At 43.9% G+C, this 14,226-nt stretch carries 13 protein-coding genes; 9 read left to right on the top strand and 4 right to left on the bottom strand.

Annotated elements, in window-relative coordinates; all coding sequences use genetic code 11:
* Positions 1-92: 92 nt before the first annotated feature.
* The 4 genes from GVV58_RS03380 to GVV58_RS03365 are packed head-to-tail and all read left to right on the top strand — an operon-like array spanning position 93 to position 3,827.
* Positions 93-599, top strand: a complete 507-nt coding sequence (locus GVV58_RS03380) for a low molecular weight protein-tyrosine-phosphatase (protein WP_005170478.1) — start codon at positions 93-95, stop codon at positions 597-599.
* 3 nt (positions 600-602) lie between these two features.
* Positions 603-1,643: a UDP-N-acetylmuramate dehydrogenase gene (gene murB / locus GVV58_RS03375; RefSeq protein WP_159516008.1), complete on the top strand. Its 1,041-nt coding sequence runs from the start codon at positions 603-605 to the stop codon at positions 1,641-1,643.
* 1 nt (position 1,644) lies between these two features.
* Positions 1,645-2,784: a YdcF family protein gene (locus GVV58_RS03370; protein ID WP_100535329.1), complete on the top strand. Its 1,140-nt coding sequence runs from the start codon at positions 1,645-1,647 to the stop codon at positions 2,782-2,784.
* Positions 2,784-3,827 (top strand): alpha/beta hydrolase, encoded by a 1,044-nt coding sequence (locus GVV58_RS03365; protein ID WP_005097254.1) that lies wholly within the window; start codon positions 2,784-2,786, stop codon positions 3,825-3,827. Before GVV58_RS03370 ends, GVV58_RS03365 begins: the two co-directional genes overlap by 1 nt.
* 63 nt (positions 3,828-3,890) lie before the next feature.
* On the opposite strand, the gene GVV58_RS03360 is transcribed toward GVV58_RS03365, so the two are convergent.
* Positions 3,891-5,561 carry an FMN-binding glutamate synthase family protein gene (locus GVV58_RS03360; protein ID WP_005097253.1) on the bottom strand — a complete coding sequence of 557 codons (1,671 nt, stop codon included), beginning with the start codon at positions 5,559-5,561 and terminating at the stop codon, positions 3,891-3,893.
* A 497-nt stretch (positions 5,562-6,058) separates the two neighbouring features.
* A complete protein-coding gene (locus GVV58_RS03355) occupies positions 6,059-7,066 on the bottom strand; it encodes a WYL domain-containing protein (RefSeq protein ID WP_074383229.1) in 1,008 nt (335 codons plus the stop codon).
* Positions 7,067-7,305: 239 nt separating this feature from the next.
* On the opposite strand from GVV58_RS03355, the gene GVV58_RS03350 reads away from it, so the two are divergent.
* The 5 genes from GVV58_RS03350 to GVV58_RS03330 all read left to right on the top strand — a co-directional run bounded on the left by GVV58_RS03350 (position 7,306) and on the right by GVV58_RS03330 (position 11,527).
* Positions 7,306-8,865 (top strand): circularly permuted type 2 ATP-grasp protein, encoded by a 1,560-nt coding sequence (locus GVV58_RS03350; protein ID WP_159516007.1) that lies wholly within the window; start codon positions 7,306-7,308, stop codon positions 8,863-8,865.
* A 22-nt stretch (positions 8,866-8,887) separates the two neighbouring features.
* Positions 8,888-9,490 carry an alpha-E domain-containing protein gene (locus GVV58_RS03345; RefSeq protein ID WP_005097250.1) on the top strand — a complete coding sequence of 201 codons (603 nt, stop codon included), beginning with the start codon at positions 8,888-8,890 and terminating at the stop codon, positions 9,488-9,490.
* Positions 9,487-10,266: a transglutaminase family protein gene (locus GVV58_RS03340; protein WP_159516006.1), complete on the top strand. Its 780-nt coding sequence runs from the start codon at positions 9,487-9,489 to the stop codon at positions 10,264-10,266. The genes GVV58_RS03345 and GVV58_RS03340 overlap by 4 nt, the downstream gene beginning before the upstream one ends.
* A gap of 13 nt (positions 10,267-10,279) precedes the next feature.
* On the top strand, positions 10,280-11,014 hold the full coding sequence (locus GVV58_RS03335; RefSeq protein WP_159516005.1) for a proteasome-type protease: 735 nt from the start codon (positions 10,280-10,282) through the stop codon (positions 11,012-11,014).
* Positions 11,015-11,095: 81 nt separating this feature from the next.
* Positions 11,096-11,527, top strand: coding sequence for a BLUF domain-containing protein (locus GVV58_RS03330; protein WP_159516004.1), 432 nt, complete (start codon positions 11,096-11,098; stop codon positions 11,525-11,527).
* A gap of 47 nt (positions 11,528-11,574) precedes the next feature.
* On the opposite strand, the gene alr is transcribed toward GVV58_RS03330, so the two are convergent.
* Together alr and dnaB are read right to left on the bottom strand one after the other, a co-directional pair.
* Positions 11,575-12,645 (bottom strand): alanine racemase, encoded by a 1,071-nt coding sequence (alr, locus tag GVV58_RS03325; protein WP_100535297.1) that lies wholly within the window; start codon positions 12,643-12,645, stop codon positions 11,575-11,577.
* 48 nt (positions 12,646-12,693) lie between these two features.
* Positions 12,694-14,136 (bottom strand): replicative DNA helicase, encoded by a 1,443-nt coding sequence (gene dnaB, locus GVV58_RS03320; RefSeq protein WP_005097243.1) that lies wholly within the window; start codon positions 14,134-14,136, stop codon positions 12,694-12,696.
* Positions 14,137-14,226 lie beyond the last annotated feature (90 nt).

Here is a 14,226-nt window from a genome sequence, read left to right as displayed (position 1 = left end):
ATACGAGATTATTCTATGGTTGTGAGATAGGAATCAGTATATAAATAACTTAACATAAGAATCCTTAAAATAAAGTAGCTCTGAGGTTGTTTATGTCATCCAGAACGCCATACAAGGTGTTATGTGTTTGTTTGGGAAATATTTGCCGCTCTCCCACGGCAGAGGTGGTACTCAGACATTATTGTGATGAACAGCAACTGAATATTGTGGTCGATTCTGCTGGAACCAGTAATTATCATCCGGGCAAGGCCCCAGACCTGCGTAGCCAGCAGCATGCACTGAAACGTGGCTATGATCTGTCAACGCTTCGCGCACGTCAGCTGACCACGCATGATTTTATTGATTATGATCTGATTCTGGCAATGGATCTGGAAAACCTATCTAATATCCAGAATATACAGCGTCTGGCCGAAACTGAGTTCGGTCATTTACGTGCACGCGTTGCATTGATGAGTGAGCATGATCAGGATTATCCACAACAGGCCTTGCCCGATCCTTATTATGGCGAAGCGGATGGTTTTGAACGGGTGCTCGATCAGTGTGAGTCCAGCAGTCAGGCATGGGTTGAAATTTTCAAACAGAATGTACACAAGGTTTAAGCAATGCAGATTCAAACTCAGGTTCAACTTAAACCCTTTAATACCCTAAATTTAGAAGCCGTTGCTTCACACTATGCCCATATTCAATCGACCGATGATCTGCTGGCGGCACTGGATTTTGCTGAACAGCAACAGTTAAATGTGCTGATTCTGTCAGGTGGCAGCAATATGTTGTTGCCTGAACAGATTCACGCACTGGTTTTGCATATCGATATTCAGGGCATTGAGATGCTGGATGGCGATGATCAGTCGCAACGTTTACGCGTGGGCGGCGGGCAGGGCTGGCATGACTTCGTGCTCTGGACTACAGCACAAGGTCTGTATGGTTTACAAAATCTGGCCCTGATTCCTGGGCGTGTTGGTGCATCGCCGGTACAGAATATTGGCGCCTATGGCGTCGAAGTTGGCGGGTTTATCGATTCGGTTGCAGTCTATGACCGGCAGCTCAAACAGTTTGGCTCGATTAGCGCAGCAGATTGCCAGTTTGCCTATCGACATAGTATTTTTAAAGATGATCCAAACCGTTATGTGATTACCCATGTGACTTTTAAATTACTGAAACAGCCAGATTTGAAACTGAATTACGGTGACTTAAAGACAGCCGTCGGTGATACGCTTACAGCAGAAAACCTGCAACAGCAAGTGATTCAGATCCGTCAAAGCAAATTACCTGATCCGCAAGAATTTCCCAATGTGGGGAGTTTTTTTAAAAATCCGCTGGTAGATCAGCCGGTCTTTGACCAGATTGCGGCATCTTTCCCGAATTTACCCCATTACCAGCAAGCCAATACTCAAGTTAAACTGGCAGCGGGCTGGCTGATTGATCAGGCTGGCTGGAAGGGCAAACAGTTGGGGTCTGTCGGCATGTTTCATAAACAGGCGCTGGTCTTGGTGAATTATGGTCAGGCCTCTCTTACCGATGTGCGTAAAACTTATCGTGCAGTACAGCAGTCGGTCTGGGAAAAATTCAAGCTGCTGCTGGAACCAGAACCTGTATTGTTTGACCAAAATGGATTGATCCGTTCTCATCAGGATGAAAAATGATATGAATAAAACCCATTGGATGGTACGTTTGCTACAAGTGGTCACTGGACTGTTTGTACTATTCGGCTGTCTACTGGTGTTGGTTTATACCCCTTTTTACTCGCAAATGATCGTCAAGGGCTTAAACCAGTTTGTATCTTTAGAACTTAATGAAGTAGCAGCGCAAAGCCAGAAAATGGCAGCATTGAGCGAGCATGAAAATCTGGAACCTGGCTCCGATTTATGGATTGCCCGTCAGGCATATTTAAAGGTCATGGAAAAGGATATCCAACAAAACAATTCTGCCAACCTGATTCTGATTCAGGCACGTTATAAAGCGCTGCAACAGGTCATTGAAGAACATCAGCGTGAGCAGCAAAGTCAAAAGGCAGAGCAAAGTCCGCCTGCTCAAGTTCCATTATTATATTCACAAGTACCGACAGAGCCGGTTGATCCGACTGCAAATGTTCGGAAGTTGCTGGACTGGGACAGCAATGAAAACAAAGAACGTATTGAACAATATATTGAGTTCCTGAGTACGCATCCTATAGAACAAGAAGAGGCTAGCTCGGTACAAGAAACCGCTGAAGAGGAAATTCAGCAGGACCTGGCTTTACTACAAGATCAGCAACAAGTGAAACCGGCGAATAGCTCCCAGCCTTATGCCATTGTGGTGTTGGGTGGCGGTTTAACGCTAGATGAAAAGGGTGAAGAGATTGTGGTCAATCACTATACGCGTTTACGTCTGGAAACCACGCTGGCGGTAGAAAAACATTATCAGTTACCGATTGTGCTGAGTGGTGTAGAAGCGCCGTATATGCAGCGCTGGTTGAAAAACCACGATGTTGATGCCAAATTGCTGGAAGATCGCAGCATGAATACCTGTGAAAATACCCGTTTCAGTTCATTATTATTACAAAAGAAAGGTGGAGCACCGACTGTGATTCTGATTACGGATCGTTATCATATGCCACGGACCCGCCGTTTATTTGCTTTAAATGGCATACAAACCATTCCGGTAGAGGCACCGATGCCGAAGCCTTTGACACGATGGCGTCCAAGTGCGCAAAATTATGATCATAGTCGTCGTGCCAATTATGAAATGTTGGCGACCATGCGCGATATGTGGTTTGGATCTAGTGACTGTCGGGAGGTGCCATAATGTCTGATATCCCATTTTTAAATCCCACGATCCTGAAGCAACTTGATTTACCCATCCCAAGCCGGGATATAACGCCACAACTCTTGCCGCCGTTAAACCTGAATCGTAGTGATGAGCCGCCAATTGATCTGCAATCCTATCGCAAGCTGTATGGCTTTGATTTATTGGACTGCAAACACTGGCAAGGCTATGTACAGATGCCATTGTTTAAATTGCATGTACAGGTATTTGAGCCAAACCTGGAAAATACCCGCTTTGACAAGATTCAGGGCACTGCTTTCTTGCTGCATGGTTATCTGGAACATAGCGGGATTTATCAGCCGATTGTCAAAGAGCTGCTGGAGCAAGGTTTTAGTGTGCTGACCTATGATCTGCCCGGACATGGTCTGAGTGATGGTTCACCTGCCAGCATTCAGAATTTTGATCATTATCAGCAGGTTTTGCATGCCGTACATCGCTATGTACAACATGCCGCGCAATTGCCCAAACCTTGGGTCGGCATTGGACAGAGTACCGGTGGTGCAATCTGGATGCATCACTTACTCGAATTTGCACAGCGCCGCGAAAATCCTTTTGTAGAACGGGTTTTGCTGTTATCGCCGCTGATTCGTCCTGCGAAAACAGCCTGGTGGCATAACTCGGTCGGGCTGGGCATTATTAGCCGGATCAAGCGTGAAGTTCCCCGGCATTTCAGACGCAATAACCATAATCCGGAGTTTCTGCGTTTTATCCGGCTTAAAGATCCGTTACAGCCGCGGATGATGGGTATGGACTGGATTCTGGCGATGTCGCGCTGGATGCTGGAAATGGAAGCGCGTCCGGCCTGTCGTATTCCGGTCTGGCTGGCACAGGGTGCACAGGATCAGACCGTAGACTGGCGCTATAATATCGAATTTATCCGACGTAAATTCCGTCTCCAGACCTTACTGATGCTGGAAGAAGGTTCGCATCAACTGATCAATGAACGCGCGGATATTCGTGCTGCATTGACCGGCTTGATTCCTGCCTTTCTACATGCACAGGGCAGTAAAACCTATTATTGATCTACAATTCAATGTGAAAAAAGGCGTTTGATTAAACGCCTTTTCTAATTTAACTGTATTGAGTTAAAATTTATCCAGTTTAGCCAGGTTCCACATCCGGAAGTAGAAGTTCTCCTCATCCTTATTTTCACAGGATAATAATTCTCCCTCTTTCAACCAAAAATGAATCTGCGCAAAGTTCTTTATTTCGTGATTATTCACACGTTGTGCCAAGTGATGTGCCTTAATCGCCGAAGGGTGTTTCAGGCCTGCAGAAGCAATCAGTTCAGACAAGGCGTGTAAGGTGTTTTTATGATAATGAAATACGCGCTCTGCTTTGGTGGGCACATGTAAGGCCTTTTGACGATCTTTATCCTGTGTGGTGACACCGACAGGACACTGGTTGGTATGACAGCTTTGAGCCTGAATACAGCCGACGGCAAACATAAAACCACGTGCCGAATTCACCCAATCTGCCCCAATCGCGAGCGTGCTGGCAATATCAAATGCACTAATAATTTTACCACTTGCACCAATTTTGATTTTATCTCTTAAACCTGCACCAACAAGGGTATTATGCACAAATAGTAAACCTTCTCTTAGGGGTGCACCGACAAAGTCGATTAACTCAATGGGTGCAGCGCCCGTTCCACCTTCAGAGCCATCGACGACGATGAAATCGGGATAAATCTGGGTGTGCAGCATGGCTTTGACCATACTCATAAACTGCCAGGGCTGCCCCAGACATAGCTTGAATCCGACCGGTTTTCCGTTGGAAAGTTCACGTAATCGTTGGATGAAATTCATCATTTCAATCGGGGTGCTAAAGGCGGGATGACTAGAGGGTGATACGCAATCATGTTCACGGCTGATGCCCCGGATTTGGGCAATTTCTTCCGAGATCTTGCTTTTAGGTAAAATACCGCCATGTCCGGGTTTAGCCCCTTGTGATAACTTGATTTCAATCATTTTTACTTGCGGTAATTTGGCTTGTGCCGCAAAGCGTTCCGGATCAAACTGTCCATCTAAGGTACGGCAGCCAAAATAACCACTGCCAATTTCCCAGACCAGATCGCCCCCATATTCAAGATGATAGGGGCTGATACTGCCTTCACCGGTATCATGGAAAAAATCACCTTTTTGAGCGCCGAGATTCAGCGCACGGATTGCATTGGCACTCATACTGCCAAAGCTCATGGCTGAAATATTTAAAATGGAAGCAGAGAAGGGCTGTGTACATTGCTCATTGCCGATCAGGATACGGAAAGTTTGTGGATCGGCCACCTTACATGGCGTCAAAGAGTGACTGACAAATCTATAATTGTCTTCATAGACATTGAGAATTGAACCGAAAGGTTTATCTGAATTTTCATTTTTCGCCCGCTGATACACCAGACTACGTTGCATACGGGAAAAGGGCAGTGCATCGCGGTCGGCTTCAATAAAATATTGACGAATCTCCGGACGAAATTCTTCGAAGATAAAGCGGAAATGTCCCATGATGGGGTAGTTTTTAAGAATAGAATGCTTGTTTTGCAGTACATCATACAAACCCAACAGGCTCAGGAGTATACTCAGAATCCACAGGGTATTCACCAAAGTTTGCGGCATAAAATAATAGATATAACGCGGCGAATAACCGATATGGAATGTGGTAAAAATCACTGCAATCAGAATGCAGGCAAACCAGACTGAATGGCGAGAAAAGAAAGTATTGAGCAGCTTGTGCCGTACTAATTGAGCAGGGTTAGCCATTGTAAAATTAAGTCCCTATTTCTACTTCTATAGGGCTTTATGATGTGCAGAGCCAGGTATCTTATGCAAGCATAGAATTGTTATTCAATTTTATAAACTTGCCAAAAATCATACCCAGACAGGCAATCAATCAGTAGCAATTGCAGATAAATTTTGCGGAAAAATTCCTATAGAAAAAATATGCAAAGCACATATATTCTATTTATTTCACAGGCAGAGTGAATGCTTTTATAGTCGATTTATCACCCATACAGGAGTTATAAACCATGACAAAAAAATCCATTCGCTTTAATAATGCCGAACTGGCTTGCTCATGTCTCAGTTCTGTTTAAATATTGAGGTTTCATCCAATCTGCATTTCGGGGTATTAGAGAAAAGCAGGTTGGTACAGCGGTAGACCACCAGAACAATCATAAAAATACAAGCATAATTCTCCAATCCCCAATCTGGGGATTTTTTTATTCTGGAATTATTAAAGCTGAATGAAATCCATTTGGTTAAGGGTTTTCCTCATCCATCTGGCTAACTGCATTGGACACCATACTGGGTTCAATATGTTTAATCTTTTTACCAAAGCTGCGCAGCCACCACACCAGTTGTGAAGTAAAAGGAACCGTTGCACTAATCAGCGACATACCATTGTCCAGTTTTTCAATCTTCTGATCTTTACTGAGCTGACTTTCCTCAAAATAATGTGCATCCGATTCCGACATGCTCAGTTTTAGAATGACATTTTCAGTAGGGTGATTGAAATCCACCCGGAAGCCCAATGCACCAGAATCGATATAGTCATCAATATCAAAATTCACCGGATGCAGGGCACGTGAATTGAGAACTACTGCCGATTTAAAACGGTGCAGGGCAAAGGTCTGAATATCAGATTTGTCATGACGGGTACAGACCAGATAAATGATGGAGCCTTTTTGCACCAAAGCCAGTGGATTGAGGATATAAGTCTTTTCTTCGCTGTTGTGACCGCGGCCCTGATAGACACATTCCAGCTGTTTGTCCTGCAACAAGCCTTCATATACCGCCTGCTGTGCAGTCTTATCCACGAACGGTGGAATGAGCGGTTGGGTGGCAGGCACAATCCGTACCCGATTAATCCATTGGCGGACATTGTTTTGCGAGGACAGACTGCGGCGTGCCAGATCAAACCAGGGATTCATTTCTTCGATCAGGCTCGGTGGCAGCAAATGTTTTAAATGTTCTTCGACCATCATAAAGGTGACCGCCTGTGAGCTGGTCATATGCGGCAAGCTTTGCAGCGGTGCATCTGAGCGCCAACGCCAGCCTTGTGGTGTGGTCTTGCTGCTTTCGATTGGAAAGCGCTGCGCAATCTGGTTCAGGTCACGCTGAATGGTACGCAGGCTGATATCAATTCCTTCGCGATTCAAGATTTCCTGTAATTCACGTGTTCCCATCCATTTGCCGGTAGAAAGACGCGACAAGATTTGCCATTGGCGATACAGGCTATTCGAGGTTTCTTTTTCTTGTGCTGACATAATTTATTTTGCTGGCGATAAAGAGGATGGGATTTAGGCTTAGACTAACACAATAAAAAAACTCTCATTTTTTCGCAAGTCTTTCTGCGCAACAATTGTCCTACAAACTAAAAACAACTTGGTAAGAAATGGCATTGAGTTCAGGGCGCATTTATTAGATTAATGGTAGTTGCAATATAGGTTCAATGGCATGGATATTGCTTTGATTTAATTATAATAGATGATAAGACGAGGTTTGTATGCTTAAAGGAAATCGGGATACAAATGTAATTGAAAAAATTGATAATTTTAGTTCCCCAAATCTTGGGAAAAATTTTATAGAGGCTAAAACAGCAACGGTATCGACTACAGCAAATCCACAACTTTTATTTCAACAGTTGTCTTCAAAATTCTTTAATGAAATGCAGGATGAGCAAGTCATGTCCAGTCAGGCAAGTCAAAGACTGGAAGAATGGTTATCCCAACACACGCTGGATGAATTGAATGCTCTGAATCAGGTGGCAAAAGAACATTTTTTACATCATGGCATTAGCTTTACGGTTTACGAAGATAAAGAGGGGGTAGAGCGAAGCATTCCTTTCGATATCATTCCACGAGTGATTGACCGCAAACAGTGGAATATGGTGGCTCTGGGGTCGGCACAACGCGTGCGCGCACTGAATCTGTTTTTACATGACATTTATCATCAACAGGATATTTTAAAAGCCAATATCATTCCTGAACTCCAGATTTTGACGCATGAGGCTTATCAGCCGCATATGTATCAACATAGCCTGAAAGGCAGGATTTATAGCCAGATTAGTGGCATTGATGTAATACGTGATTCCAAGGGCAAATTTTATGTCTTGGAGGACAATCTTAGAACGCCATCGGGTGTCTCTTATATGCTGGAATGTCGTAAGATTAGCCAAACGCTGATGCCGAAAATATTTGAACAGTCCAAGATTGCTGGAATTGAGCAATACCCCCAGCTTTTAAAAGAAATCCTGATCGAAAATGCCCATGTCGACAAACCCTTTGTCGTAGTGCTGACGCCAGGGCGTTTTAATAGTGCTTACTATGAGCACGCCTTTCTCGCAAGAGAAATGAATGTACCGTTGGTAACATCACGTGATCTTTTTGTTGATGACTCGAAGGTTTATGTAAAAACTATACGTGGTCGCCAAAGAGTCGATGTTATTTATAGACGGGTCGATGATGCTTATCTCGATCCATTATGCTTTAAACCGGAGAGTACCCTGGGTGTACCTGGCTTAATGTCAGCTTATTTACAAAATAATGTCCTGATTGCCAACGCACCGGGTACAGGTGTCGCAGATGACAAATCGATTTATCCATATGTCGATAAAATGATTCATTTTTATTTGGGTGAACAGCCAATACTAAAAAATGTTCCGACGTATCAATGTCGTAATCAGCAAGATTTAAGCTATGTGTTGGCCCATCTGGACCAGCTGGTGGTAAAAGAAGCTCAGGGTTCGGGTGGTTATGGCATGCTGATTGGGCCACAGGCTTCGAAACAGCAAATTGAATTTTTCAGGGAGAAAATTTTAGCTGCGCCGCATTTGTATATTGCGCAGCCAACTTTGGACTTATCGGTTAGTCCGACTTTGACCAATTTTGGTATTGCTGAACGTCATATTGACTTGCGCCCATTTGTCTTAAGCTCGCCTTACCGTACTGAAATTGTGCAGGGTGGCTTGACACGTGTAGCGATGCAGCCCGGTTCACTGGTGGTGAATTCATCACAGGGTGGCGGTATTAAAGATACCTGGGTAGTCGACAATTTACATTCATAATATTCCAAAGAAGGAAAATGTCATGGTTTTGCTGAATAGCAATGCACAACATATTTTTTGGTTAGGGCGTTATTTATCTCGCACTCATTTTTTATGTGCGCGCTTTCCATTTTTAGAAGACGAAGCAGCTGTGGCCTATGCCCATGCTTTTTGTTTACCCGCTTTTGATGCCAGTTCCTTAAATGAATTGGTACTAGATTCAACTCAGACCGCATCTTTTAGCCAGCAGTTTAAAGTGGCTAAAGATAATATTCAGGAACTACGCGGAGTATTGTCTGCATCAGGCTATGCAGAACTAATGAAACTGATCAAAACTGCAGACAAAAATGCTGGTTATATTTGTGAAGTGGTGACTGAATGTGAAGATATTCTGGAAGCTGAATCTGCCGATATTTTTCTGTTCTTTAGCCTGGGACAATGTGTCGAACAGCTCGATCATCAGTTACGACTCGGTGAAGAAACCAGTACGACACTGTGCAAGATCGATGATGTAGTCAGAATTCTAGTGGAAATGGGCTGGGGTGACCTGGAGCAATACTGGGAACAGTTGCGTACAGAACCGAACCGGATTCAGTTCTATCAGTTTAGCGACCATATCCATCAACTGTTTGAGGCAGATGTATGAAATTGATGGTGAATCACCAAACGCATTATATGTATACAGCTGAGGTGAGGAACAGTATTCAGTACATCAAAATGATGCCTTCGAGCAATGCGCATCAACGGGTGCATTCCTGGGATATTAGTGTACCGGGGAATAAAGAAATCCGAAAAGATGCCTTTCATAATCTGTGGATGACCTGTAACCAGCGCGAACCTTATTATTCCTTAACGATCATGGCGCAAGGGATTGTCGAGCTGAATCCCGCGCATCAGACTGGACTGAATGATTCAATCAATCCCAATATTTTTTTACAGCCGACCGAATCAACGCAATGTAATGCAGCAATGAAAAATTTTGCACAAGCTCATGTCCCTGCATTAAGCCGTCAACATCTGATTGAACTGGCACAGGCCTTGCTGGAACATGTCCCTTATATTTCCAATAGCACCTCAGTGCAAGGCTCTGCCATAGATGCCTTTGAAGCACGTCAGGGGGTCTGTCAGGATCATAGTCATATTTTCATTGCCATGTGCAAATATCTAGGTTTACCTGCCCGATATGTGTCTGGCTATTTATATGCACAAAATGCTTCGCATCTGGCCAGTCATGCCTGGGCAGAGGTGTTTGTAGAGCAGACATGGTATTGTTTTGATGTGAGTAATCTGCTGTTTAGTCCAAGCTCGCATATTTATGTGGCCATTGGGCGGGATTATTGGGATGTAGCACCGGTACGCGGTGTGAGGGAGAAGGGCGGAGTGGAATCCATGCATTCCATTGTTCAGGTACTAGGATGTTAATAAGGACAAAAGAATGACGTATTGTTGTGCGCTACGTTTAGAGCAAGGTATGCTTTTTATCAGTGATACCCGGACCAATGCCGGAGTAGATCACATTTCTGTATTTCGAAAGTTGTATACCTTTGGTATTCCTGGGGAACGTATGATCGTCATACAGGCATCCGGAAACCTGGCAACCACACAAGCCGTAATTGGTCATATCAAAAATCAGCTCGAACTGAAGCAGGAACCCAATATCTTGAGTCTGCACACCATGTTTGATGTTGCTGAGCTGGTGGGAAGCATGCTGAAAAAAGTGATTGCGAATGTTACGAGCGATATTTCGGAACAAAGCAATTACTATTGTAATCTGCTGGTCGGTGGACAACTTAAAGATCAGGATATGCAGCTTTATCATGTCTATCCGCAAGGGAACTTTATCTGTGCCACACGTGATACGCCATATTTCCAGATTGGTGAAAGTAAATATGGCAAGCCGATCCTGGATCGTGCGCTCACTTATGATATGCCGCTGGATGAAGCTTTGCGCTGTTCCCTGATTTCATTTGCATCGACCCTACGTTCCAATGTATCGGTCGGTATGCCACTCGATGTGCTGGTCTATAAAAAAGACAGTCTGATCATGCCAAGAGGCAAGCGTATTGCCGAAGATGATGAGTATTTCACGGCAATCAGCCGGCAATGGTCAGAGACCTTGAAAAAAGGATTGGCAGAACTTCCAGTTCCCTCTAATGAGTATTTCTTATAAAAACCTATCGTGATTCAGGTTTTTCGCGTACAGTGTTAACTTCTATGCGGTTCAGCATAATAAAAATAGAGAAGTTAGCGCATGTACCAATTTTGTTACGCCAGTAAAAGTACTTCTCCCAAAACTGACTTACTTGAAGATTTGGCGCATATCCTGAAAGAAGCTCGTGATTTTAATTATCAGCATCAAGTGACAGGTGTACTGTATTTCGCAGATGGTCATTTTTTTCAATGTCTGGAAGGTGAATGTCTCACTTTAAAAAGTCTATTGGTGGAGCGATTAAATAAAGATCCACGCCATCAGGATATTAAATTATTTGAGACCAAGGAAATTGAATATCCAAGTTTCCCGGACTGGTCCATGAAATATATTTCCAAACGCAGTCAGATCCAGCAATTCTGTCGGGAAATGGGATTTGATGACTTTAATCCTTTTGCCTTTCAGCAACATCATGTCGATGCTTTATTAGAGAAATTGAGTTTAGAGCAGGCTGAAGAACAAAAATCAGCTTAAATAAAAAGCCCAACTTCTGTTGGACTTTTTTGGCTCTGAGGATCAACTCAAATAACTTTACGTAGCGGACGATGACTGAGTCTGCATAACAGTTCATAACCAATGGTGCCATTGGCTTCAGCAACCTCATCGACCAAACGGGTATTCCCCCAAAGTTCGACTTGAGTGCCAGGTTTTACCTGCATCGCAGTTACATCAATCGCGATCATGTCCATTGCTACACGACCAATGACACGCGTTTGCTGGCCATTAATCGCCACATAGTTCTGTTTCGGGAAAGCACGAGGGTAGCCATCACCATAGCCAATTGAAACAATCGCAAGTGTCATGTCTTGCTCAGCTGTAAATGTTGAACCATAACCGACATGCTCACCTGCCTTGATATGGTTGAGCGCAATCACTTCGGCAGTAAAGGTCATGACTGGTTTTAAATCCAGATCATGCACATCACGATCTGCAAATGGAGTCGCGCCATAAAGCATGATCCCGGGACGGACAAAATCAAAATGCAATTCTGGATATTTATAAATGGCTGCTGAGTTACAACATGAACCCATCAATGGTGCACAGTCATTTTTAATTTCTAAGAATTGACGGATTTGTTCATCATTCAGCGGGTGATCAGCATCGGCATTGGCAAAATGCATCGCCAAAACACAAGTAAAACCTTCAGCTTTGAGTTGATTGATCACGTCTTTAATTACATCAATTTTAAAGCCAAGACGGTTCATCCCGCTATTCAGCTTGACCCAGACTTTCAGGTCTTTGGCGATATAAGCATCTTTATGTGCCAAGAGCCAATCGACCTGTGCCTGCTGATGCACAATCACTTCAATATTCTGATCAATCACGATTGGCATTTCGTCTGCAACAAAAACACCTTCGATGAGCGTGATCGGCTGTTGATAACCCAATTCACGAATTTCCAGGGCTTCTTGTAAGCATGCGACACCAAAAGCATCGCTTGCACTTAAGGCTGCTAGGCAGTCTTTAACTCCATGTCCGTAAGCATTGGCTTTGACCATACTGACGATTTTAGCGGTTGGGGCAAGTTGTTTGACACGGTTTAAATTATATTGCAGTGCTGCACTGTCAATATAAACTGTAGCTTGGCGCACCCTAAATTACTCCTGGAGGGACGATGGAAATCTGATGATTGAGCTTGTTTACTCTTCATCATCATACTGAGCATAAAACTCAGGTGAGAGATTACTAAAACGGGTATATTGACCTTCGAAAGCCAGACGTACCGTACCAATCGGGCCGTTACGCTGCTTACCAATAATAATTTCAGCAGTGCCGGCTTCCTTTGATTCCTTGTTATAAACCTCGTCGCGGTAAATGAACATGATCAAATCGGCATCCTGCTCGATTGCACCGGATTCACGTAAATCGGACATCACCGGGCGTTTATTGGGGCGGTTTTCCAGGGCGCGGTTTAACTGGGAAAGTGCAATCACAGGGCACTGCATTTCTTTGGCTAAGGCTTTTAAACTTCGTGAAATTTCCGAGATCTCGCCGACACGGTTGTCGCCCATACCGGGTACTTTCATCAACTGAAGATAATCGACCATGATACAGCCGAGTTTGCCACCATGCATTTTGGCAATACGACGGGCACGGGAACGTAATTCAGTTGGTGGCAGGGCAGAGGAATCATCGATATACAGGTTTTTTTCCTGTAAATGCACAATGGTACTGGTCACTTTTGACCACTCATCGCTGTCCATTTTGCCTGAACGCAAATGCCCCTGATGCACACGGCCAAATGACGAAATCAAACGCATGGCAATCGAATCCGCTGGCATCTCCATAGAATAGACCAGCGCCGGCAGGTTGTTATTAAATAAAACGCTTTCGACCAGATTCATGGCAAAAGTGGTTTTACCCATGGACGGACGCGCTGCGACAATAATCAGGTCGCCGGATTGCATGCCTGAGGTTTTATTATCCAGTTCCACAAAACCTGTGGTTAAACCGGTAATGCTACCTTCCATTTGTGATAATTCATTCAATTTATCAAAAACATCGGCAACGACAGAGTTAATCGGTTTAGGCCCTTGCGCCTTGGCATTGTTATTATGTTGTTCTGCAATCGAGAAAATATTGGTTTCAGCCAAGTCCAGAATTTCACTGACGGTACGGCCTTTGGTGTCATAGGCATTTTGTAAAATTTCAGAGCTGACTTTAATCATGCTGCGCAGGGTGGAGAATTCTTTAATTTTGCCTGCATAGGTTTCCAGGTTGTAGAAACTCGATGGCGAGTCTGCCATGAGCTGCATCAGATATTCTTCACCACCAATGGCATCCAGCAAGTTCTGCTTGATCAGCCAGTCATGCACCAGTACCGCATCATAGGGTGAGTTTTCTTTAGAGAGTTGATCAATGGCGCGGAAAATATATTTATGTCGGGTCGCATAAAAATCATTTTCAGTCAGCACATCACCGACCTGTTCAAAAGATTCGGCAACGGTCATTAATGCAGCAAGTACGGCTTGTTCAATCGCTAAATTGTGCGGTGGAGTACGAAATTCCTTGAGATTGCTGTTCTCAGTACTGATTTCGATATTAGCGCTGGTCGGCTTTTTGCTGGCATTCGCCTGTGACATATAAATCCCTGATTTTAAATACAATGGTTAAACATTATCGGAGATGAATAGCTTTTATTCACTACGACATGAAATCATACGCGTTCTGAA

The organism is Acinetobacter sp. 18QD2AZ41W, from assembly GCF_009829025.1.
GTDB lineage: Bacteria > Pseudomonadota > Gammaproteobacteria > Pseudomonadales > Moraxellaceae > Acinetobacter > Acinetobacter pseudolwoffii.
The sequence above is the reverse complement of the archived record's forward strand: the minus strand, read 5'-3'. Positions and strand labels throughout refer to the sequence as shown.